Annotated in this window: 21 protein-coding genes and 1 riboswitch; of the genes, 5 read left to right on the plus strand and 16 right to left on the minus strand. The window is 71.1% G+C overall.

Features of this window, described 5'->3' with window-relative positions:
• Positions 1-26: 26 nt before the first annotated feature.
• Positions 27-467, minus strand: coding sequence for an SRPBCC family protein (locus tag AOK15_RS14030; protein ID WP_055516449.1), 441 nt, complete (start codon positions 465-467; stop codon positions 27-29).
• 83 nt (positions 468-550) lie between these two features.
• On the minus strand, positions 551-1348 hold the full coding sequence (locus tag AOK15_RS14035) for a metallophosphoesterase family protein (RefSeq protein ID WP_079058478.1): 798 nt from the start codon (positions 1346-1348) through the stop codon (positions 551-553).
• Positions 1349-1654: 306 nt separating this feature from the next.
• On the opposite strand from AOK15_RS14035, the gene AOK15_RS14040 reads away from it, so the two are divergent.
• Positions 1655-3451 carry an AMP-dependent synthetase/ligase gene (locus AOK15_RS14040; RefSeq protein ID WP_055516453.1) on the plus strand — a complete coding sequence of 599 codons (1797 nt, stop codon included), beginning with the start codon at positions 1655-1657 and terminating at the stop codon, positions 3449-3451.
• A gap of 19 nt (positions 3452-3470) precedes the next feature.
• Here AOK15_RS14040 and AOK15_RS14045 read toward each other — a convergent pair whose 3' ends face one another.
• Positions 3471-5108 (minus strand): GMC oxidoreductase, encoded by a 1638-nt coding sequence (locus tag AOK15_RS14045; protein ID WP_478078809.1) that lies wholly within the window; start codon positions 5106-5108, stop codon positions 3471-3473.
• Positions 5109-5168: 60 nt separating this feature from the next.
• Positions 5169-6311: a glycosyltransferase family 4 protein gene (locus AOK15_RS14050; protein ID WP_055516457.1), complete on the minus strand. Its 1143-nt coding sequence runs from the start codon at positions 6309-6311 to the stop codon at positions 5169-5171.
• Between the two features lie 185 nt (positions 6312-6496).
• Between AOK15_RS14050 and AOK15_RS14055 the strand changes: the two genes are divergently transcribed.
• Positions 6497-7738 carry a glycosyltransferase 87 family protein gene (locus AOK15_RS14055; RefSeq protein ID WP_055516459.1) on the plus strand — a complete coding sequence of 414 codons (1242 nt, stop codon included), beginning with the start codon at positions 6497-6499 and terminating at the stop codon, positions 7736-7738.
• Between the two features lie 23 nt (positions 7739-7761).
• On the opposite strand, the gene AOK15_RS14060 is transcribed toward AOK15_RS14055, so the two are convergent.
• Positions 7762-8670 carry an NAD(P)-dependent oxidoreductase gene (locus AOK15_RS14060; protein ID WP_055516461.1) on the minus strand — a complete coding sequence of 303 codons (909 nt, stop codon included), beginning with the start codon at positions 8668-8670 and terminating at the stop codon, positions 7762-7764.
• 83 nt (positions 8671-8753) lie between these two features.
• On the opposite strand from AOK15_RS14060, the gene AOK15_RS14065 reads away from it, so the two are divergent.
• Positions 8754-9125, plus strand: a complete 372-nt coding sequence (locus AOK15_RS14065; protein ID WP_055516463.1) for a winged helix-turn-helix transcriptional regulator — start codon at positions 8754-8756, stop codon at positions 9123-9125.
• Between the two features lie 39 nt (positions 9126-9164).
• On the opposite strand, the gene AOK15_RS14070 is transcribed toward AOK15_RS14065, so the two are convergent.
• From AOK15_RS14070 to AOK15_RS14095, 5 genes are all read right to left on the minus strand, one after another.
• On the minus strand, positions 9165-10385 hold the full coding sequence (locus tag AOK15_RS14070; protein WP_055516465.1) for a Cif family virulence factor: 1221 nt from the start codon (positions 10383-10385) through the stop codon (positions 9165-9167).
• A 72-nt stretch (positions 10386-10457) separates the two neighbouring features.
• The gene (locus AOK15_RS14075; RefSeq protein WP_055516467.1) at positions 10458-11495 is read right to left on the minus strand and encodes a C40 family peptidase; all 1038 of its coding nucleotides are present in this window, start codon (positions 11493-11495) and stop codon (positions 10458-10460) included.
• A 315-nt stretch (positions 11496-11810) separates the two neighbouring features.
• Positions 11811-12845, minus strand: coding sequence for a C40 family peptidase (locus AOK15_RS14085; protein ID WP_055516470.1), 1035 nt, complete (start codon positions 12843-12845; stop codon positions 11811-11813).
• Between the two features lie 265 nt (positions 12846-13110).
• Positions 13111-14454 (minus strand): NYN domain-containing protein, encoded by a 1344-nt coding sequence (locus tag AOK15_RS14090; protein ID WP_055516472.1) that lies wholly within the window; start codon positions 14452-14454, stop codon positions 13111-13113.
• A 68-nt stretch (positions 14455-14522) separates the two neighbouring features.
• The gene (locus AOK15_RS14095) at positions 14523-14762 is read right to left on the minus strand and encodes a hypothetical protein (RefSeq protein WP_055516474.1); all 240 of its coding nucleotides are present in this window, start codon (positions 14760-14762) and stop codon (positions 14523-14525) included.
• Positions 14763-14953: 191 nt separating this feature from the next.
• On the opposite strand from AOK15_RS14095, the gene AOK15_RS14100 reads away from it, so the two are divergent.
• Together AOK15_RS14100 and AOK15_RS14105 are read left to right on the plus strand one after the other, a co-directional pair.
• Positions 14954-15730: a rhomboid family intramembrane serine protease gene (locus tag AOK15_RS14100; RefSeq protein WP_055516476.1), complete on the plus strand. Its 777-nt coding sequence runs from the start codon at positions 14954-14956 to the stop codon at positions 15728-15730.
• Positions 15727-16008, plus strand: a complete 282-nt coding sequence (locus AOK15_RS14105) for an Lrp/AsnC family transcriptional regulator (protein ID WP_055516478.1) — start codon at positions 15727-15729, stop codon at positions 16006-16008. The genes AOK15_RS14100 and AOK15_RS14105 overlap by 4 nt, the downstream gene beginning before the upstream one ends.
• A 124-nt stretch (positions 16009-16132) precedes the next feature.
• On the opposite strand, the gene AOK15_RS14110 is transcribed toward AOK15_RS14105, so the two are convergent.
• The 6 genes from AOK15_RS14110 to AOK15_RS14135 all read right to left on the minus strand — a co-directional run bounded on the left by AOK15_RS14110 (position 16133) and on the right by AOK15_RS14135 (position 21895).
• Positions 16133-16540, minus strand: a complete 408-nt coding sequence (locus tag AOK15_RS14110; RefSeq protein WP_157870248.1) for a hypothetical protein — start codon at positions 16538-16540, stop codon at positions 16133-16135.
• A 109-nt stretch (positions 16541-16649) separates the two neighbouring features.
• Positions 16650-18020, minus strand: a complete 1371-nt coding sequence (locus tag AOK15_RS14115) for an aminotransferase class V-fold PLP-dependent enzyme (RefSeq protein WP_055516482.1) — start codon at positions 18018-18020, stop codon at positions 16650-16652.
• A 163-nt stretch (positions 18021-18183) separates the two neighbouring features.
• Positions 18184-18300, minus strand: a riboswitch (SAM riboswitch).
• A 282-nt stretch (positions 18301-18582) separates the two neighbouring features.
• Positions 18583-19479, minus strand: a complete 897-nt coding sequence (locus AOK15_RS14120) for a dimethylarginine dimethylaminohydrolase family protein (protein WP_240508426.1) — start codon at positions 19477-19479, stop codon at positions 18583-18585.
• Positions 19476-19691 (minus strand): MbtH family protein, encoded by a 216-nt coding sequence (locus AOK15_RS14125; protein WP_055516485.1) that lies wholly within the window; start codon positions 19689-19691, stop codon positions 19476-19478. Before AOK15_RS14125 ends, AOK15_RS14120 begins: the two co-directional genes overlap by 4 nt.
• 111 nt (positions 19692-19802) lie before the next feature.
• Positions 19803-21116, minus strand: coding sequence for a lysine N(6)-hydroxylase/L-ornithine N(5)-oxygenase family protein (locus AOK15_RS14130; protein ID WP_055516487.1), 1314 nt, complete (start codon positions 21114-21116; stop codon positions 19803-19805).
• Positions 21117-21199: 83 nt separating this feature from the next.
• Positions 21200-21895, minus strand: coding sequence for an FMN-binding negative transcriptional regulator (locus AOK15_RS14135; RefSeq protein WP_055516489.1), 696 nt, complete (start codon positions 21893-21895; stop codon positions 21200-21202).
• Positions 21896-22001: the final 106 nt, after the last annotated feature.

Genomic DNA, 22001 nt, shown 5'->3' on the forward strand with positions numbered 1-22001 from the left:
GCGGGTGGGCAGCCCGGCGGACGGGCCTACGCCCCCGACTCCACCCGCTTCTTCAGCCCCGCCAGCGCCCGATCGATGATCACCTTCTCCGCCTTGCGCTTGATCATCCCGAGCATCGGGATCTTCACGTCCACGGTCAGCTGGTACGTCACCTCGGTCGCCGAGTCACTCACCGGCTTGAGGATGTACGACCCGTCCAGCGACCGCAGCATCTGCGACTTGACCAGCGTCCAGGACACTTCGTTCGCCCCGGTCCACGTGTAGGCCAGCGTCTGGTCGTCCTTGATCGCCCCGGCGTCCATGACGAGCCGCACCTGCTCGGCGCGCCCCTCGTCGTCGGTCTTCAGGACCTCCGCCTCCTTCACCTCACCCGTCCAGTCGGGGTAGCGGGCGAAGTCGGCGATCACTCCCATGACGTCGGCCGCCGCAGCCTCGATCGTGATGCTCGAACTGGTGAATTCCGCCATCGCCGTGGCTCCTCCAGAGACGTTCCGGTGAGGGAGGTGGGTGCGCACGTATGTGCAGCGTGAAGGCTACCGCGCGTACGGGCTCACCACTCCAACGCCCATGGCTTACCGCTCCCGGCGAAGTGCCCCACGTTCACGCACTCGGTGGCCCCGATCCGCATCCGCCGCGCCAGCGGCTGGTGGACGTGCCCGAACAGCGCGTACCGGGGCCGGGTCCGGCGGATCGCGTCCAACAGCGCGCGACTCCCGCGCTCGAACCGGCGCGCGACCGTGTCGTACACCAGCTCGGGCACCTCCGGCGGGATGTGCGTGCACAGCACGTCCACCTCCCCCACGGCCTCGATCTTCGCCGCGTACTCCTCGTCGCTGATCTCGTACGGGGTGCGCATGGGGGTGCGCAGACCGCCGCCCACGAACCCGAAGACCCAGCCCCCGATCTCGACCCGCTCCCCGTCCAGCACGGTCGTCCCCTGCCCCGCGTACTCGGACCACAGCGCCGGCATGTCGACATTGCCGTAGGTCGCGTACGTCGGCACCGGGAACGCCGCGAACAGCTCGGCGTACTGCTTGCGCACGGCCTTCTCGATCACGGCGGAACGGTCCTGCCCGATGCCGGCCCAGAGCCGGGCGCCGTGTTCGCGGGCCTCCTCGAAGCGCCGGGCGGTGCGCAGTTCGACGAGCCGGGTGGCGTTCTCGGCGCCGAACAGATCGGGGAAGATCCCGCGCGAGTGGTCCGCGTAGTCGAGGAAGAGGACCAGGTCACCGAGGCACACCAGGGCGTCGGCACCCTCGCCGGCTCTGGCCAGGTCGCGCGCGTTGCCGTGCACGTCACTGACCACATGAATACGTGTCCTGCGGTTACCGCCTCGTGTGGGTGCCATGACGATCAAGCGTAGGCGGGTGCGGCATAGGTGAACAGAGTCGACCGAACCTGTGGTTACTGGCCAGTCAGTAAGTGTGGGGATTATTGTTCCCGGAGAACCCCCTCCGTGTGACGCGGAAAACATCTCCCGCACCCCCCTCGCGGAGAAGCCATACCGGCGGGTAACGTCCGGGCAGTCCAGTCGTGCTCAGGTTTTCAACCAGTGAGGAACCATGGGGACCTGAGCGCTAGCCCCAGCCATGGACCGCACCGTCGCATCACACGCGTACGTCGTGGCGCCGGCGCCCTATGAGGAGCAGCAGTCTTGCGCGAGTTCAGCCTTCCGGCTTTGTACGAGGTCCCCGCGGACGGCAATCTGACCGACATCGTCCGCAGAAACGCCGCGCAGCATCCCGATGTCGCCGTCATCGCCCGCAAGGTGGACGGCGCCTGGCAGGACGTCGACGCGGTCCAGTTCCTCGCCGAGGTACGGGCGGCCGCGAAGGGGCTCATCGCCGCCGGTGTCCAGCCGGGCGACCGGGTCGGGCTGATGTCCCGTACCCGGTACGAGTGGACCCTGCTGGACTTCGCGATCTGGTCGGCGGGCGCGGTCACCGTGCCGGTGTACGAGACCAGTTCGCCGGAGCAGGTGGAGTGGATCCTCGCCGACTCGGGCGCCACTGCCATGATCGTGGAGCTGGACACGCACACGGCCGCCGTCGAGTCGGTGCGCGACCGGCTGCCCGCGCTCAAGCACCTGTGGCAGATCGAGGGCGGTGGTGTGGAGGAGCTGGGGCGCCTCGGCCAGGACGTCACCGACCAGGCCGTCGAGGAGCGCAGCTCGCTGGCGAAGGCCGACGACCCGGCGACCATCGTCTACACGTCCGGCACGACGGGCCGCCCGAAGGGGTGCGTCCTCACCCACCGCAGCTTCTTCGCCGAGTGCGGCAACGTGGTGGAGCGGCTGCGGCCCCTGTTCCGCACGGGCGAGTGCAGTGTGCTGCTCTTCCTCCCGCTGGCGCATGTGTTCGGCCGGCTGGTGCAGGTCGCGCCGATGATGGCGCCGATCAAGCTGGGCACCGTGCCGGACATCAAGAACCTCACGGACGAGCTGGCCTCCTTCCGGCCGACGCTGATCCTCGGTGTGCCGCGGGTGTTCGAGAAGGTCTACAACTCCGCCCGGGCCAAGGCGCAGGCCGACGGCAAGGGCAAGATCTTCGACAAGGCGGCGGACACGGCGATCGCGTACAGCAAGGCGCTGGACACCCCGTCGGGACCGGCCCTCGGGCTGAAGATCAAGCACAAGGTGTTCGACAAGCTCGTCTACAGCAAGCTGCGGGCGGTGCTCGGCGGCAAGGGCGAGTACGCGATCTCCGGCGGCGCCCCGCTGGGCGAGCGCCTCGGGCACTTCTTCCGCGGCATCGGCTTCACCGTCCTGGAGGGCTACGGCCTGACGGAGTCCTGTGCGGCGACGGCGTTCAACCCGTGGGACCGGCAGAAGATCGGTACGGTCGGGCAGCCGCTGCCGGGTTCCGTGGTGCGGATCGCGGACGACGGCGAGGTGCTCCTGCACGGCGACCACCTGTTCAAGGAGTACTGGAACAACCCGGGCGCGACCGCCCAGGCGCTGGCCGACGGCTGGTTCCACACCGGTGACATCGGCACCCTCGACGAGGACGGCTACCTCAGGATCACCGGCCGCAAGAAGGAGATCATCGTCACCGCGGGCGGCAAGAACGTCGCCCCGGCCGTGATCGAGGACCGGATCCGGGCGCACGCCCTGGTCGCGGAGTGCATGGTCGTCGGCGACGGGCGTCCGTTCGTGGGCGCGCTGGTCACCATCGACGAGGAATTCCTGGGCCGTTGGGCCGCCGAGCACGGCAAGCCGGCGGGGTCCACCGCGGCGTCACTGAGCGCGGACGCCGATCTGAACGCGGCCGTCCAGGCCGCGATCGACGACGGCAACGCCGCGGTGTCGAAGGCGGAATCGGTGCGGAAGTTCCGCATTCTCTCCTCCCAGTTCACGGAGGACTCGGGCCACCTGACGCCGTCCCTGAAGCTCAAGCGGAACGTGGTGGCGAAGGACTTCGCGGACGAGATCGAGGCGATCTACGCGAAGTAGCACGCCCCCGGAGGTACGACTATGGCGCGGTGTCCTCGGCGAGGACCCGCGCCATCGTGCGTTCGGCGAGCGCGGTGATGGTGACGAACGGGTTGACGCCGATCGAGCCGGGCACCAGCGAGCCGTCGGTGACGTAGAGCTTCGAGTAGCCCTTCACCCTCCCGTAGTCGTCGGTCGCCCTGCCCAGCACGCAGCCGCCCAGCGGGTGGTAGGTGAAGTCGTCGGCGAACACCTTGTTGGACGAGCCGAACAGGTCGTACCGGTAGATCGTGTGGTTGGCCGCGTTGATCCGGTCGAAGAGTTTCTTGGCCATGGAGACGGAGACCGCGCTCTGAGCGGTGCTCCAGCCGAGTTTCGCGGAGTCGCTCGCGGCGTCGTAGGTGAACGAGGCGCGCTCGGGGTTCTTGGTGAGGGCGAGGTAGAGGCTGACCCAGTGCTCCAGCCCGGTGGGCAGCGGGGCTATCTCGGCGAAGACGGGGTTGGCGGTGTTGGCCCAGTCGTCGATGCCGAGGACCGGCATGGTCGACTGGTTCGCCCCGACCGTGTCCCACAGGTGGTTGGCCCGGCCGAGCATCACATTGCCGTTGGTGCCCCAGCCGGCGCCGACGCTCGCGTTCAGCGCGGGGAGGGTGCCCTTGGCCCGTGCCCGGACGAGGAGTTCGGAGGTGCCGACGCTCCCCGCGCCGAGGAAGAGGTACGTGCAGCCGTACTCCTTGGTCTCGACGACCGTGTTGGTGTCGTCGACGCGGTCGACGGTGACGACGTACGTCCCGTCCTTCTCCCTGCGGATGTCCCGGGCCCGCTCCATGGTGTGGATGGTGACGTTCCCGGTGCCGAGGGCGGCGGCGAGGTACGTCTTGTCGAGGCTCTTCTTGCCGTGGTTGTTGCCGTAGATGACCTCCCCGGCGAGGGCCGACTTCGTCGCCGTGCCGGCTGCCTCGCGCTGCATGTAGCCGAAGTCGTAGACGCTCGGGACGAAGGTGGTCTTCAGTCCGGCCTTCTGGGCGTGGGCGCGCGAGACACGGCTGAAGCGGTACCACTCGGTGGACTCGAACCACGCCGGGTCGACGGTGTTGACGCCGAGCATGGCGCGGGCGCGCGGGAAGTACGTGCCGTACATCTCGGCCGTGTCGACGGTGGGGAACTGCTCGGCGAAGTACGACTGGAGGGGGGTGACGGCCATGCTGCCGTTGACGAGGGAGCCGCCGCCGACGCCCCGGCCCAGGAAGACGGACATGTCGGCGTAGCGGACCCGGTCCAGGACGCCGGGGTAGGGGCTGATGTCCCTGTTGACGACGTCCAGCCACAGGAAGGTGGCGAGCGGGGCCTCCGTGCGGGTCTTGAACCACATGGATCTGCTGTCCGGTTCCCTGGTCGAACAGAAGACCTTGCCGTCCGGGCCGGCCGTGTTCCACAGTCGGCCCATCTCCAGGACGACGGTGCGGATGCCGGCCTGTCCGAGGCGGAGGGCGGCCACGGCGGCGCCGTAGCCCGAGCCGATCACGAGCGCCGGGGAGGTGCCGACGGCGTCGGGCTCGACGGCGTGCGCCGACTGGAGGTCGACTCGGGTGAGCCCGAGGGCGGCGGCCGTCTGGAGGGCGGTCATGCCGAGGACGCGACGGCGAGAAAGGTGATGTTGCGTCAGTTTCTCTGTCATGCACACAGGATGGGCGGACGCCCCCATTCCCACCAGAGATACTGGATGCCCCCTTTGCCCCTACAGCAACAACTCCAACCTTTCGGCCAACGTGTCCCACCGCCACCGTTCCTCCACCCACGCCCGCCCCCGCTCCCCCATGCGGCGGCGCAGCTCGGGATCGCCGAGCAGGGTGACGACGCGTTCCGCGACCTCCTCCGGCCGACCGCCCCGCACGACCCAGCCGGTCTCGCCGTCGAGCACCGCGTCGGGGGCGCCGCCGGAGTCACCGGCGACGACGGGGAGGCCGGTGGCGGACGCCTCCAGGTAGACGATGCCGAGGCCCTCCACGTCCAGCCCGCCCCGCCGGGTGCGGCACGGCATCGCGAAGACGTCGCCCGCGCCGTAGTGGGCGGGCAGTTCGGACCAGGGCACGGACCCGGTGAAGCGGACCGACCCGGCGACGCCGGTCTCCTCGGCGAGGCGGCGCAGCTCCTTCTCGTACGGTCCTCCGCCGACGATCAGCAGGACCGCGTCCGGCTCCTTCGCGAGGACGGCCGGCATCGCCCGGATCAGGGTGTCCTGCCCCTTGCGGGGGACGAGCCGGGAGACGCACACGACCACCGGGCGGTCGGTGAGCCCGAGCCGGGCGCGGACCTCGTCGCCGCCGGAGTCCGGGTGGAAGGTCTTCTCGTCCACGCCGGGCGGCAGCTGGACCATGCGCCCCGCCGCCGCGGGGGTGAGGGCCGTGGCGATCCGGGAGCGCGTGTACTCGCCGAGGTAGGTGATCGTGTCCGTGCCCTCGCCGATCCGCCGCAGCAGCTGTCGGGCGGCGGGCAGCTGGGCCCAGCCCGCCTCGTGCCCGTGCGTGGTGGCCACCAGCCGCCGGGCGCCCGCCCGGCGCAGGGCGGGGGCCATCAGCCCGAGGGGGGCCGCCGCCCCGAACCACACGGACGTGCAGCCGTGCTCGCGCAGCAGCCGCACGGCCGTCCGCGTGACGCCGGGCGTCGGCAGCAGCATGGTCGTGCGGTCGCGCACGACGGTGAAGGGCTGCTCGGCGTCGAAGGCGGCCGTCGCCTCGACACCCTCGCGGCTCCGCTTCCAGGTCGAGGCGTAGACGACGACCTTCTCGGGGTCCAGACGCAACGCCATGTTGTGCAGGAACGCCTGGATGCCGCCGGGCCGGGGCGGGAAGTCGTTGGTCACGATCAGGGTCTTGTGCATCGCCGCCGACCCTACCGAACGGGGCCGCGCCGGCCGCCGCGAGGCACCTCACACAGGATCCGCCCCTGCTTCACCGCCGTCTCACGGCCGGACGGGAGATCATGTCCCCCCACCCGCACAATCGTGGGGTAACCCGCGCGGAGACGACACGCCGGGCGCGGCGGCACTTCGGACAGGGGCATCGGATGGCTCAGCTGGACATGACGGGCACACGGCGGCCCCCGTTCGGCCTGCTCGCGGTCTGGGGCGCGAGCAGGCTGGTCCTGCTGCTGTTCGTCTTCAAGGTGTGGGTGTTCCCCGGCCCGGACGTCACCACCGACGTGTCGGTCATCTACCAGGGCTGGTACGGCACCCTGCGCACCGGAACGTATCCGCTGGACGACGTGACGTGGCAGTACCCGCCCGCCGCCGCCCTCGCGATCCTCTCCCCCGCGCTGCTGCCCTTCCTGGAGTACGCCTCCGCGTTCTTCGTCCTCGCCTTCCTCGCCGATCTGGCGGTGCTCGCCCTGCTCCTGTACACCGGCGGCAGGCCGGGCCGGTCCCGGCACGGCGCCTGGGTGTGGGTGGTGGGCCTGCCGCTGCTCGGCCCGACGGTGTACGCCCGCTACGACGTGATGGTGACCGCGGTCGCGGTCGCCGCGCTCCTCGCGGGCAGCCGCCGCCCGGCGGTGATGGGGGCGCTGACGGCTTTCGCGGCCCTGCTGAAGGTGTGGCCGGCCCTGCTGCTCCTGGGGGCCCGCGGCCGTACGGCGTGGCTCTGGGCGGCGGCCACGGCGGCCGGCCTGTCGCTGGTCCTCGCCGTCTCGATGCCCGGCGCGTTCGCCTTCCTGACCTTCCAGCGCGACCGGGGCACCGAGGTGGAGTCGCTGGGCGCCCTCGTCTTCCACGTGGCCCGGCACTTCGGCTGGGACGGCCAGGTGCTGCTGAACTACGGCTCGGTGGAGTTCCTCGGCGACCATGTCGACGTCGTGAGCGACGCGGCCCTGGTGCTGAGCGGGGTGGCGTTCGCCTGGCTGCTGCTGTGGCGGGTGCGGGCCCGGCGCTTCGCCCCGCACACCCTCGCCGACGCCGCGTTCACGGCGGTGCTGATGTTCACGGCGACCAGCAGGGTGATCAGCCCCCAGTACATGGTGTGGCTGGTCGGCCTCGCGGCCGTGTGCCTCTGCTTCCGGGCAGGCCGCATGCTGTGGCCCGCCGTGCTGGTCCTGATGGCGTCCTTCGTGACCGTGCTGGAGTTCCCGATCTGGTTCGCCCATGTCGTCATGAGCGACTGGCTGGGCATCACCCTCCTCTTCGTCCGCAACGGGCTCCTCGTGCTGGCCGCGCTCGTCGCCGCCCTCGAACTGTGGCGGAGCACGGTCCCGCACCCGCGCCGGGCCGCGGTCCCGGGGCAGGCGGCCCGCACCAGGGAGTCGCTGAACTCCTGAGCGTGCCCGGCGCGACGGCGGCGTCAGCCGCGGCCGCAGATGCTGTCGATGATGCGGGTCCAGTTGTCGCCGCCGTGGCCGTTCTCGATCGCGCGCCGGTAGTGGGCCTGCACGGCCAGGGGCAGCGCGAGGTCGAGGCCGAGTGACGTGCTGGTCTCGACGATGTGGTCGGACGTCGCGCCCATCATGGTGACCGTGCTGAGGTCGCCCGGGTGCTCGCCCGCGTCGAGCGCGGCACCGGGGTGCTCCTCACCGGCCCTCAGCATGGCGCCGATCGAGTCGGTGAAGGACAGCAGCTCCGGCAGCGCGTCCTTGGCGGGCGTCCCCGCCGTCCCCAGCATCGCGGTGGCGTGCATCAGTCCCGACAGGGTGGTGAGGAACACGGCGAGCTGGGCCTGGTACATCAGCTGGGCGAGGCCCGGGTCCGCGCCCAGGTACCGCGGTGTCCCCAGCCGGGCCAGCACCTCCCGCTGCCGCTCGAACACCGGGGCGTCGCCGCTGTAGTAGACCTGCGACGCCGGCGTGCCGACCATCGGCGCGGGGACCATGACGCCGCCGGTGAGGAAAGCGGCCCCGTGACCCGCCGCCCAGGTCACCGCCTCGCGGGTGCGGTCGGGCGTGTCGGAGCTGAGGTTGACCAGCGTCCGGCCAGCGAGGGACGCGGTGGCGCGGTCGAGGATGTCGTACATGGCCCGGTAGTCGGTGAGGCTGAGGATCACGAGGTCGCTCGCCTCGACCGCCTCGCCGGGGGTCGCCGCGAGCCTCGCGCCGTCGGCGACGAGGCCGTCGGCGCGGGAGGCGGTGCGGTTCCAGACGGTGACGGGGTGGCCGGCGGCGAGCAGGGTGCGGGTCATCGCCTGCCCCATCGGGCCGAGCCCGATGACGGTGACGGAACTGTCCTTGCTGGTAGGGGGGTTCTGGTGTGCGTTCACCCCTCCATGCTCGAACAGCGCCACTAGTCTCGGAAGTACCGACTAATTACTGCGGTACTTACCTTTCCGTAAGGGGGATCGTGATGGCGAGGGCGCCGAGACGGGGGCCGTACATCTGCGGCATCGACGCCGCGTTCGACGTGTTGAGCGGCAAGTGGAAGGGGTTCATCCTCTGGGAGCTGGAGGTCCACGGTGTGCGCCGCTTCGCCGAGCTCCGCCGGGGAATGCCGGGCGTGAGCGAGAAGATGCTGACGCAGCACCTGCGCGAGCTGGAGGAGGACGGCCTCGTGCACCGGGAGGTCTACGCCGAGGTGCCGCCGCGGGTGGAGTACTCCCTGACCGAGGACGGGCGGACGCTCAACCGGGCGCTGGAGCCGCTGGGCGCCTGGGGCGTCGAGCGGATGCGCCGCGAGGGCACCGAAGCGGTCGACGTCGCCGGCACCGCGCACGGTTAGGCGTTCCGCCCACCGCTCCCGCCCGCCGGAGCCCGGCGCTCAGGGGAGCTGCGCCCGTACGTACTCCCGCCACTGCGCGGTGAAGGCGGCGAGGTCCGTGCCCAGGACGTCCTTCAGGGCGCCCTCCACGGCTCCGGGGCGCTTCCCGTGGGCTCCGACGGCCCGGTAGAACTCGTCGAGCCGTACCTCGCCCCAGCGGTCCGCGATCAGCCGGCAGGCCAGCCAGCCGCTCTCGTAGGCGCGGGCGAGCCGGCCCGAGTCGCCGGTGAACCCGAAGTCGGCGTCCGTCGGCAGCGCGTCGGGGACCCGCCCCGCCTCGACCGCCCTGCGCAGCTCCGGGGCGACCTCCGGCGCGGTGCGGCCGGTCGCCCGGTATCCGGTCCAGTCGGCGTACCCCTCGGAGAGCCACAGGGGCGTGGCGGCGTTGGTGTGGGCGCGGGTGGCGACATGGGTCGTCTCATGGGTGAGGACGACCTGCTTGCCGAACGCGCCGAGCACCGCGTAGGCGTCGGGGTTGACGATGATCCGGTCCGCGGGCGCCCTGGCCGCGCCTCCGGCCTCCCCGGTGGTGACGGCGGCGATCCCCCGGTAGCCGGACGCGGGCGCCCCGAGGAGCTCCGCCATCTCCTCCAGCGACTTCGGGACGAGGACGACGACCCGTCGCGCCCAGTCCTCGCCCCACGCCTCGGTCACGGCGGGCACGGCCCGGTCCGCCAGCCGGGCGTACTCCCGCAGGTTCGCGTCCGACCGGCCCACCCCGAGCACCAGGCTCCGCTCACCGCGGACGGCCCGTATCGGCCCCTGCTCCCACAGCTGTTCGGTGCCCGCCTCCGACGGCTCGTCGGAGGCGACCCGCCAGCGGCCGTCGTCGTCCCGCGCCAGGCTCAGCGTCCGTACGGCGGTGACGGGCGCCTTGTCGTAGCCGCGTATCCGGTAGCGCAGGGCCGCCTCGGCCGTGGCCCGGTCGCCGGTGCGCCGAAAGCCGGTGAGGCCGTAGGACCAGGAGGCCAGCGGCAGATCGCGGAGGTTCGCGAACTCGGCCGCCCCGGTGGCACGTTGACCGCTCGTGGTGACCGTCGGCTCCTCGGTGGCCCGGTAGGCCGCCGCGTCCCGTTCGAGGACCGCCGTCGCCCGCCGGTCGAGCATGGCCTCGACGTCGGCGCGCGCGGAGTCCGGTGCCGCGCCGCCGCAGCCGGAGAGCAGGGTCAGTGCGAGACAGACTCCCGCGCCTCCCGCGAGCGCACGCCTTCGACCAGCCACGTTCCCGATCGTACGGCGGCCCGGCCGCCCCTGGGACGAGCCGGCCGGGCCTCGATGCGGCGGGGGCCGCGGTCAGGGGCGGGTGACGGAGGCGATGGGCATCATGCCGACGGGGTCGTAGCGGACGGGGGCGCCCGGGTAGGGGGCGTGAATGACCTGGCCGTTGCCCACGTACATACCGACGTGACTGGCGTCGGAGCGGTAGGTGACCAGGTCTCCCGGCTGGGCCTGGGAGAGCGGGACCTGGGTGCCCGCGTACCGCTGGGCCTGCGAGGTCCGCGGGAGCGCGACACCCGCCTGCGCGTACGACCACACCATCAGACCCGAGCAGTCGAAGCCGTGCGGGCCGGCGGAGCCCCAGATGTACGGCTTGCCGAGGGCGGAGCGGGCCGCGGAGACGGCGGTGGCGGCACGGGTGCCGGTGGCGACGGCACCGGAGGGGTCGGGGGTCTCCTGCACCATCTCGGCGCGGCCGGAGCGGGAGGCGCGGTCGTACTCCGCGCGCTCCTCGTCGGGCAGGGCGTTGAGGAGTTCGCGGGCCTGGGCGAGCTTCCGCTCGACGGTCCGCTTGTGCGCGGCGACGGCCTTGCGGCTCTTCTCCAGCTCCTTGAGCTTCCCGGTGGCCTCCTGGCGCTTCTGGGTGAGCTCCCGCACCGCCTGCTGGAGGTCACGGAGTTCGCCCGCCTGGTGGGTGCTGATCCGGTCGAGCGCGGAGGCCTTGGCGAGGTAGTCGTCCGGGTCGGTGGAGAACAGCAGGGCGAGCGACGGGTCGAAGGCGCCCGAGCGGTACTGCGCGCCGGCGAGCGAACCGAGGGACGCCCGCATGGTGTTGACGCTGTCCTGCTTGCGGGCGATGGCGTCCTGGGCGGCGCCGACCTGGTCGCGCAGCTCGTCGGCGCGCTCGTCGGCCTTGTTGTACGCCTCGGTGGCCCGTTCGGCCTGCTCGTACAGCCGGTCCACCTCGGCACGGGTGGGGTTGTCGTGCGGCTCGGCGGCGGCCTGCTGGACGGGGATGGCGCCGAGCGCGGCGGCCGCGGCGGACAGCACGCCCAGGGCGGCGGCTGCGCCCCGGTCGAACCCGGACGGTACAAGACGACTGTGGGACCCCACGGGAAGCCGCACTCCCTTCGACGGCGGACAGGATCCTCCCCCGGCACGGCGTCGAGATGCCCCTTCGCGGGGGCGTTCTCACGGCGGGTGAGGAAGGCGCGGCCGACAGTAGCCGCGCGACCCGGTCACAGCCAAAGACCTCCGCGGACACGGAGCGTGACGTCTTGCTCGGGACGCAGGTCACCAGCGGGGCGCGGGGTCAGTGCGAGGTGCGGGAATTCGCCCGTTCGGGCGGCATTGTGTCCTGATCTTGAAGCGGAAAGAGGCCGGTTGTCACGGTGTGTGACAACCGGCCTCGATCGAGCCGTGGGGGCGTCAGACGACGCGGACGCCGAACTGGAAGGAACCGATGGTGTCCATCGACTCGTAGCGGACGACCTTGCCCGGGTAGGGGGCGTGGATGACCGTGTTGTTGCCGGCGTAGAGGCCGACGTGACCCAGGTTGTTGAAGAACACCAGGTCGCCCGGCATCAGCTGGTCGCGGCCGATCTTCGTGCCGTCGTTCTGCTGGGTGTACGTGGTCCGGGAGATCGACACACCGGCCTGCGCGTACGCCCACTGCGTGAGGCCGGAGCAGTCGTAGGAGTTGGGGCCGCTGCCACCGGAGACGTACGGCTTGCCGAGCTGGGTGTCGGCGGCGGCCAGCGCGGCGGCGGCGCGGTCGGAGGCGGGGACGTCCTTGCCGAGTTCGACACGCTCGCCGGCGTCGCGGCTGGCGCGCTGCTCGTCCTCGGCGAGGTCGGCCCGCTCCTGGGCGGTGAGGCTGTTGAGGAGCCTCTGCGCCGCGGCGAGCTTGTTCTGGTATTCCTTCTTCTTCTTGCCCAGGGTCTCGCGGGTCTCGGCGAGGTCCTCGAGCTTCTCGGCCGCCTCCTGGCGCTGCTGGGCGAGCGCCCGCTGCTTCTCCTGGATCTTCTTGAGCTGCTCGACCTGCTGGCCGCTCAACTGGTCCAGGGTGGTGGCCTTGTCGAGGTAGTCGTCGGGGTCGGCGGAGAGGAACAGCTGGATCGAGGAGTCGATGCCGCCCGTGCGGTACTGGGCGCTGGCCGCCTGGCCTATGCCCTCGCGCAGCTCGTTGAGCTCCTCCTGGCCGCGGGCGACGTTGTCCTGGATGGTGGAGATCTCCTTCTGGAGCTTCTCCTGCTTCTCCTTGGCCCCGTTGTACTTGTCGGTGGCCCGGCCCGCGTCCTCGTAGAGCGCGTCGACCTTGGCCTTGACCTCTTCCTTGCTCGGCTTGTCGCTGGGGGCGGCGTTGGCCGCCTGCGAGGTCAGTGCCACGGCAGCGGCGGCGGCGGTGGTGAGCACGCTCACTCGCGCACGGCTCGGCTGCTTGGGTCGACGGTGGGACGCCACGGTAGGTGAACTCCTTCTTGTGAGCGATCGCCCGCCCGAAGGGGGACCGGCGGCAACGATCACCCGTCCAGAGGTTTGAGCCCAGACCCTAGTGACCTAACGGTGATCACTTCAAATCCCACACAGCAAAAATCCCATCCCCCGGCGCACTATTTACACTCAACACACATGCAGTAATGCTCGATTGACGCTACGTTGCGCAACAGTTCCGTCAATTCGGTCATATCGCCCGTACGTTGCGGTTGGTGCGGACGTGACCGAAGGGTCAGGAAAGCCGTTTCAGGAGCACCGCCGAGGCCACCGGGCGCGCGCCCGCCTTGGCGACGCCGTCGGCCACCTCCCGGTCGGTGGAGGCGACGATGACCGGCCGCCCCGGCGGTTCGGCGCGCACCAGCTGCCGGATCAACTCGTCGGCGGTGACGCCGGGCTTGGAGAACAACACCCGCACCCCGCGCGGCGGTGCGAGCAGCACGGGCGCGGCCAGCTCCGCCCCGTCGAAGACGCAGGTGACCTCGGCGCCGGTCTGCGCGGCGAGCTGCGACAGCTGCCCGAGGAGCCTGAGCCGCTGCTTCTCCAGGGGCATCTGCGGATAGCCGGTCTTGGTGACGTTGTAGCCGTCGACCACGAGGTGGGCCTGCGGCAGCGCGAGCAACTGGTCCAGGATCGCCGGGTCGTTCTCGGACAGCGCGCGGGCGGCGATGTCCTTCGGTGTCATCCGCCCCGGCTCGACCGCGTCGACGGTCTCGGCGGGCCGTACGGACACCGGCGGCAGCGCCAGCTCCCGCCTGAGGCCCTGGGCGGCGTCGAGCACGGTGTCCAGCAGCAGCCGTACGCGCATGTCCTCGACGCTGCGCCCCTCACGGGCCGCCCGCCGGGTGGCCTCCAGGGCGGCCTCCGCCTCGCCGAGCCGGGCCTTCAGCCGCCGGGTCTCGCTCTCGGCGGCGGACACCTGGGCGTGGCTCTCGGCGCGCAGGGCCTCCATCTCGGCGTTCAGCTTGCGCAGGGCGGCCTCGCCGCGCTTGACGTCGCTGACGGCCGCCCGGAGCTTGCGGTGCAGGGAGTCGGCGTCCTTCTTGGCCGATTCCAGCTCCTGGCGCAGCCGTTCGGTCTCGGCCTTCGTGTGGTCGCGGGCCTCCGCGAGCTGCTCGCGCAGCCGCTCCAGTTCGGCGCGGCTCTCCTCGTCGGCCCGCTCGGCGTCCGCCCGCTGGGCCTCCTCGCCGGCCGCGGCGACCAGCTTGACCCAGCCCGTGGGGCGCAGGACGTACGCGGCGGCCGCCACGTCCAGCGGGTCGGCGGCCGGCGGCGGGGCGCCGGTGTCCAGGGCGCCGGCCAGCTCCGGGTGGGCCTCGCGGAACCGCTCCGCGATCCGCTGTCTGAAAAGCGTGTCACCCTCGACCGCGGCCGCCATGGCGTTGCCGGCGAACTTCACCCGGCGGTTCGGGGCGAACCGGGCGTACTGCCGGAGCTGCGCGGGCAGTTCGGCGACGGTCAGGCCGCCGAACCCGTCCGACACGATCTGCACGACACGCCGGCGCACGCCTTCGGGCAGCGGACGGTCGAGCACCTCAGCGGCGCCGTCGCCCGGCCCCCCGCCTGTGGTCTCCACCATCCGTCACACCCCATTTCCATGCGGGCCCCTCCGCCGCTCCCGACACGCGCGAGCGGGGACCCACGTCCTCAGGAGCCGGCGCCCGGCCGGTCCACCAGTTCCACCTGGTCCACGGCGTTGCACCAGCGGCAGCGGACCGACTCGATGGTCTCACTGACCACCTCGCGCTCCTCGACCTTCGACTCCCCGGCGAGGTCGAGGTGAACGTACTCGACGACCTTGGACGAGCGGGTCACGTCGAACCGCGTGAGGTTGCCGCAGAGGGTGCATCGCCAGCGGGTCGTGGCCGTCGGCAGGGGAACCGTCATCGTGGCTGCTCTTCCTTCTTCCAGTCTCCGTGATGCGCGCGCCGGACTCCCGGTGCGTGTGGCTCGTAACCCTACGGCCTGACCGGTACTCGCCGCCCGTCCGCCCGGGGAGTGCCGCCGGCGGTGACGACGAAGCCCCTCGGCGGCGAGGCGGTCTGTGCGGGTGGGTCCCGTTACGTCATGCTCTGCTCATGATCGGCAAGTGGAGCGCACATGTTTTCGGGCCCCGGTCCGCCCCCGACGCGGGGCGACCGCTCGAGCGGACCGTGCGGAACGAGTCGGCGCCGGTGACGTACACGCTGATCGCCGCCTGCTGTCTGGTCTTCCTGATCGGTCCGGCGGCGGGCCTGAACCCCGTGTACGGCGCCGGGGACGAGCTGCTCGCAGCGCAGCGGGCCTATTTCCGCCGCTGGGGTGTCGTACCGGTCGAACTCTTCGCCGGCACGCCCCGCGCGGTCCTCACGCCCCTCACGGCCCTCTTCGTGCACGGCAGCTGGCTGCACCTCCTGGGCAACATGCTGTTCCTCTTCGTCTTCGGGGCGATGGCCGAGGAACGCATGGGCCATGTGGAGTTCGCCCTCTTCTACGTGGGCTGCGGGTACCTCGCCCTGGTGGCGTACGCGGTCGCGCACGCCGGGTCGCAGCAGTCACTGGTGGGCGCGTCCGGGGCGATCTCCGCCGTCCTTGGCGCGTTCCTCTTCCTGTTCCCCGGAGCGCGCGTGACGAGCCTGTTCCCGTTCCTGTTCTTCTTGCCGCTGCGCTTCCCGGCGTGGGTGACCCTGCCGTTCTGGGTGACCCTTCAGTGGCTGGCCGCGCGCCGGGAGACGTCCGGGCCGGGGGTCGCCTATCTGGCGCACCTCGTCGGGTTCGGACTGGGGTTCGTCTACGCGTGGGGGCGTTATGGGCGGAGGACTAGAGTGACAGCGAATGCCCCCGCTCCGGCCCCCGAGGGAGAACACCAGCCGTGATCACCGCGATCGTGCTCATCAAGACCAGCGTGGACCGGATCCCGGAGATCGCGGAGTCGATCGCCGCGATCGAGTCGGTGACCGAGGTGTTCTCGGTGACCGGTACGTACGATCTGGTCGCCATGGTCCGGGTCAAGGCCCATGAGGACCTCGCCGAGGTGATCCCCGGGCGCATCAGCAAGATCCCGGGGGTGCAGGGGACGGACACGCACGTGGCGTTCCGGACGTACTCGCAGCACGACCTGGAGGCCGCGTTCGCCATCGGCCTGGACGGCTGACCAGGGACGACGACGGACTGCACAGACGCCGCACGGCGGGTCCACACCGAGGAGGACCCGCCGTGTCGAACTGCCGAAGGGCCGCTACGGCCGTCCGGCGATCACCCGGGAACGGTTCCCCGGGTCACTTCCAGCACCACTTCTTGATCGACTTGTAGGCGCTGATGTCCGGATCGGTGGACCCGCGCATCCCGGTCTTACGCACGATCTGACGGTCCCTGCCCCGGCTGTCCTTGCCGTACCACGTCTTGGTGGTCCGGTTCCACGTCGAACGCGGCAGCCGCTTGTGGGTGGGATGGTCCGCGTACGGCGGCACCCACGCGCCCCTGCCGCACTTGTAGTCGGCCACCGGGTTCACCTTGTAGTACGACATGGTGTGCTTGTAGTTCTTGGCGTCCCACAGGCAGAGCGAGCCCTTCGGCTTGCAGTCGCCCATGGCGGCCTCGGCCGAGTCCGCCTGGATCCCGCCCGCCAGCACCATGCCCGCCGTCATGGCGGAGGCGATCACGAGCCCCTTCATCCCACGCTTCATTCGTACTCCCCGTAGTGAGCGGCCGCGAAGACCGACCGCCCACCCACCCTAGGCAGCCCCGCTCAGCCTCGAACAGTTGTCCTTTGGGGCAGGGTGGCGACAGATGACGTCAGGTGGCGGGGACGCAACGGCCGTCCTCGGTGCGGTAGTTCCACCGGGCACCGTCCCGGACGAGCTCCCTGACCGCGCCCACGAACCGCTCGACGTGCTCGTCGGGCGTGCCGGCGCCGAAGCTCACCCGGATCGCGTTGAGGGACTTCTCGCCCGGCGCGGCCTCGGGCGCGCCGCACTCCCCCTGGGTGTGCGGATCGCTGCCGAGCAGGGTGCGGACCAGCGGGTGGGCGCAGAACAGGCCGTCGCGGACGCCGATGCCGTACTCGGCCGAGAGGGCCGCCGCGAAGTGGGAGCTGTTCCAGCCGTCGACGACGAAGGAGATGACCCCGACCCGCGGCGCGTCGTCGCCGAACAGGGAGAGCACCCGGACCTCGGGCACCTCGGCGAGTCCGGCGCGGACCGTGTCGATCAGGTGCCGCTCACGGGCGACGAGGGTGTCGAACCCGGCCTCGGTGAGGGCCTTGCAGGCGGAGGCGATGGCGTACGCGCCGATGACGTTGGGCGAGCCGGCCTCGTGGCGCGCGGCGGTCTCGTGCCACTCGACGTCCACGCCCCCGTCCGTCCGCCGGGTCACCTTGCGGGAGGCGCCGCCGCCCGCGAGGTACGGGTCCGCCTCCCGCAGCCAGTCGGCGCGCCCGGCGAGGACGCCGGAGCCGAAGGGCGCGTACAGCTTGTGCCCGGAGAAGGCGACCCAGTCGACGTCCAGGTCCTGTACGGAGACGGGGTGGTGGGGTGCGAGCTGCGCGGCGTCGAGCACGATCCGCGCGCCGTGCGCGTGCGCGGCGGCGGCCAGTTCACGCACCGGCCAGATCTCGCCGGTGACGTTGGAGGCGCCGGTGACGCAGACCAGTGCCGGGCCGTGGGGGTCCCGGTCGGCGAGGGCGCGTTCCAGCGTGGCGACGGCCGCGGCGGGCGTCCGGGGCGCGTCGAGGTAGGTCACGCGGGCGTCCCGCCAGGGCAGCAGCGAGGCGTGGTGCTCGGTCTCGAACACGAAGACCTGGCAGTCGGCGGGCAGGGCCGCGGCGAGGAGGTTCAGCGAGTCGGTGGTGGACCGGGTGAAGACCAGCTGGTCGTCCTCCCGGCAGTCGAGGAACGCGGCGACAGTGCGGCGGGCGTTCTCGAAGAGGTCCGTCGACAGCTGCGACAGATACCCGGCACCCCGGTGCACGCTGCCGTAGTACGGCGCGTACGCCGCCACGTCGTCCCAGACCCGCTGGAGCGCGGGGGCGCTGGCGGCGTAGTCGAGCGCGGCGTAGGTGACCTCGCCGCCGGTGACGAGCGGGACGGTGACATCCCTGCCGAGAACGGACAGCGGGGCACAAACGGACCGGTCGGCGGCAAGGCTGGAGACGCTGGAGACAGACATGGGGGACTCCCGTGAGAGGGCATGCCGAAGAGGGGCACGCTGAAGGAAGGAAAAGGGGTGCGCGGAGGCGGGGCTCGGCGGCCCTATCGCATTCGCTTGCTCACGGAGGACTCCCTCGAACGACCAGGACCCCTGGCCTCACACTTGTCACAAGTGTGTGAGGGGTCCGCGCTTGTCGTAGACCTCGCTGCCTACGACCTGGTCTTCACCCGGGGCACCCCGCCACGGACGGAGGGTTGCCGGACAGCCGGCCGGGGCCTTGTGGCTGTCACTCATGACCTGATCAGGAACGTACGCGAGATGATCGCCGCGCCGCAACTCGTGTCCGGATACCGGGATTGGGCGCCTCATGCCTCGCGGCTCGGGGGTGCGCGTGCGTTGGCGGGTGCGGGTGTGTGGGGGCTGGTCGCGCAGTTCCCCGCGCCCCTGAAAAGCGGCCGGGGCTGCGCCCCGTGCTTTTCAGCTGAAGGCCGGGCCGCAGGCCCGAGCCTTCAGGGGCGCGGGGAACTGCGCGAGAAACCCCCACTCGCCCGCACCCGCCACAACCACACACGGCCCCGAGTCATGAGGCGCCCGGCCCCAACTCCAGCGTGCAGGACTTGACTCCTCCGTCTCCCCTCACCAGCTCCGACAGATCCAGCAGCAGTGGGCGGAAGCCCCGCTCCCGCAGGGCCGGCGCCACCGCTTCCGCCGTTTCCGGCAGGACCACATGGAGGCCGTCGCTGACCGCGTTGAGCGCCGGCGACGCCGCGGCCGGCTCGTCGACCAGGAGGGCGTCGGGGAAGAGGCCGGCCAGCACGTCCCGGCTGACCTCGGTGAACGCCGCCGGGTGGTACATCACCTCGTCGCCGTCCAGCACGGCCAGCGCGGTGTCGAGGTGCTGGAAGCGGGGGTCCGCCAACTCCAGGCTGATCAGGGGACGCCGGAAGAAGTCCAGGGCCTCGCGGTGGGCCTCGGGGGCGCTCCCCACCTGACGGCCGGCGAGAATCCAGCGGTCCGTGGCCAGGACGTCCCGCGCGCCCTCGTTGGCGTGGACGGCACCGCGTACGTCCGTGAAGCCGTGCGTGCGGAACCAGTCCAGGTACGCCGGTTCACCCGCCGGACCGCCCCGGCGCGCCCCCAGCACCCGGCCGTCCACGACCGCCGCGGTCGCCGCCGCTCGGACCCCGTCGGGCAGTCCGGGAAGCGGGCCGATCAGCCGGACGTCGTGGCCGAGCGAGAGGTAGAGGCTGTAGAGGCAACCCCACTGCATCAGGGCCCGCCGGGAGGTCAGGGGGGCGGAGGACCGGTCGGTCCAGGGGCGGTCCGCCTCCACCGCGTCGAACGGGTACGGCTGGCACATCAGGTACCGGCGGCGGGTGGCGGTGCGCTCCCCGCGGCGGTACGCCGGCCGGAGGGAGGTCCGGCGGCGCACCGCCGCGCGAGGGCGGGCGAGGACACCCTCGCGGCGGGCGCTCATGCGCCGGCCATCGCCTCGCGGAGGCTCTTGGGCCGCAGGTCGGTCCAGTGCCGCTCGATGTAGTCGAGGCAGTCCTGGCGGCCGGCGTCGCCGAACACCACCCGCCAGCCCGCCGGGACCTGGGTGAAGGTCGGCCACAGCGAGTGCTGCTCCTCGTCGTTGACGAGGACGTGGAAGGTGCCGTTGGCGTCGTCGAACGGGTTGGTGCTCATGACGGGGTCACTCCTTCTCGGTGTACGTCGATCGGTGTGTGGTCGAAACGGTCGGTGCTGACGGGGTCGCGGTCTCGGTGCTGACGGAGCCGCGGCCTCGGGGCGGTCGTGTCAGACGGTCGTGTGCTGGCGTGACGCCAGGTCGATGGCGATGGCGTCGGCGATCTCGCCGCTGCGGATGGCGATGTTGGACAGCAGCGAGGAGGCGAGGCCGTGGGTGTGCTCGGTGCCGCCCTGGAGGTAGATGCCGACGTTCAGTTCGGGCGTCGTGACGAGGCGGTAGTCGCGCTCGACCCGCAGGCGGCCCGCGTCGTCGCGGAGGCAGTACGGCGCCAGGTCGCCCAGGAGGGCGGTCGGGTCCATGGAGTCGTAGCCGGTGGCGAAGACGATCGCGTCGACGTCGAGGTCGTACACCGAGTCGTCGCGCACGGAGTGCATGGTGAGCCGGGCCCCGTCGGTGGTCTGGTCGACCCGCTGGACACGGGACAGGTTGAGCAGGTGGAGGCGCTTGATCCGGGCCACCTCGTCGTCGTACGCGCGCTGGTAGAGGTCGCGGATGACCTCGTCGTCGGCGACGCCGTAGTTGGTGTTGCGGTGGTAGCGCCAGAACGACTCGCGGGTGCGTTCGGTGCCGCCGTAGTAGTCGTCGACGGCGTCGGCGTCGAAGATGCGGTTGGCGTAGGGGGTGTCGTCGGCGATCGAGTAGCCGTACGACGGCATGATCGCGTAGACCTCGGCGTCCGGGATCGTGTCGTAGACGAACCGGGTGATCTCGGCGGCGCTCTGGCCGGCGCCGACGACGGCGAACCGGCGGACCCGGCTCCGGTCGAGGGTGTTGAACCGGCCGAGGAACTCGGAGCTGTGCCAGACGCGTTCGCCGCGGTCGACGCCGCCGGGCATCTTCGGGACGAGGCCGGTGGAGATGACGAGGTTGCGGGCCTCGACGAGGCGGGTGCCGCCGCGCGGGCCGTTGTCCTTCACCTCGACGCGGACGGTGTCGACGGGGCCGCCGGCGTGTCCGTCGGGCAGGTGGACCGCGTTCACCTCGGAGTTGTAGGTGACACGGTCCGAGAAACTGGACTCGGCCCATTCGAGATAGTCGTGGAATTCGTTCCTGGTGGGGAAGAAGTTCTGGTTGTTCACGAACTGCGCGAGACGGCCGGCGGCGTGCAGATAGGCGATGAAACTCCACTGGGAGGCCGGGTTGCGGAAGGTCGCCAGATCCTTCAGGAAGGAGATCTGCATCCTGGTGTCGGGAAGCAGCATGTTGCGGTGCCAGCCGAGTGACGGCTGCTTCTCGAAGAAGGCAGCGGTGAGCTGCTTCTCGTCCTTTCCGCGCTGCTCCTCCAGTGCGATGGCGAGCGAGAGGTTGGCCGGTCCGAAACCTATTCCCACGACCTCGTACGCTTCGGTGTTCGCTTCCATGAATTCTCCCGCAAGTGGTGTGCTGGAAAGGTACGTTGCGCCTTTTTGGAGCGTCAACGGCGGTACTGGATGGACAGTTGAACTCAGTGGTGGACCGGACAGCCCTTGATGGTTCCGGTCTTCTCCATGCGGTCCATGAGTTCGGCCGTCTCGCGGTACTGGCTGGAGTCGCGCAGGGCGAAGTCCTCGCGGACCCGCTCGCGGATCTCCTCGTCCTGTTCCTGGCTGAGCTTGAACATGCCCTCGGCGCCGGTGATCTCGACGCGGAAGGCGCCCACCGCGGGCAGGATCGTCGCGAAGTAGTCGATGGAGCGGGACATGTCCCAGGCCTTGGCGGCGCCGAAGTCGCGCTCGTATGCCTTGACGGTGTCCTTGCAGACCTCCAGGGAGTCCTCACCGGGGGCGGCGGCCTCGATCTTCTCGAAGACACCGTGGACGTGGACGGAGGTGAAGTCCCAGGTGGGGGCGGCCGGGGTGATGTCGTAGACCGTCGGCGACACATAGGCGTGCGGTCCGGTGAAGGTGATGAGGACGGGCGTGCCGTTCTCCAGGGCCGTCCAGTGCGGGTTCTCCCGGTTCATATGGCCGATGAGGCGGCCGCCGGCCAGGTTCTCGGTCCATGCGCCGGTCCACTCCGGGTCGCGGATCACGGGGAGGTGGGTGGCGTACGGGTCGGCGTGGGCGGGGCCGTTGGACACCAGCAGGGCGAAGGGGTTGAGGCGGATCAGCTCGGTCATCCACGAGCCGTCCGGCTCCCGGTACGGATCGGGAACGAACATTCGGACCTACCAATTCTCGGCGCGGGGCGCTTTCTGAGGGTTTTTCCGTCCCCGGGGCGTTCCTTGTGGGTGCCGCCCCGGGGACGGATTCGCGGGGACCGGGGGG

It is taken from the genome of Streptomyces ossamyceticus, assembly GCF_001418475.1.
Classification (GTDB): domain Bacteria; phylum Actinomycetota; class Actinomycetes; order Streptomycetales; family Streptomycetaceae; genus Streptomyces; species Streptomyces ossamyceticus.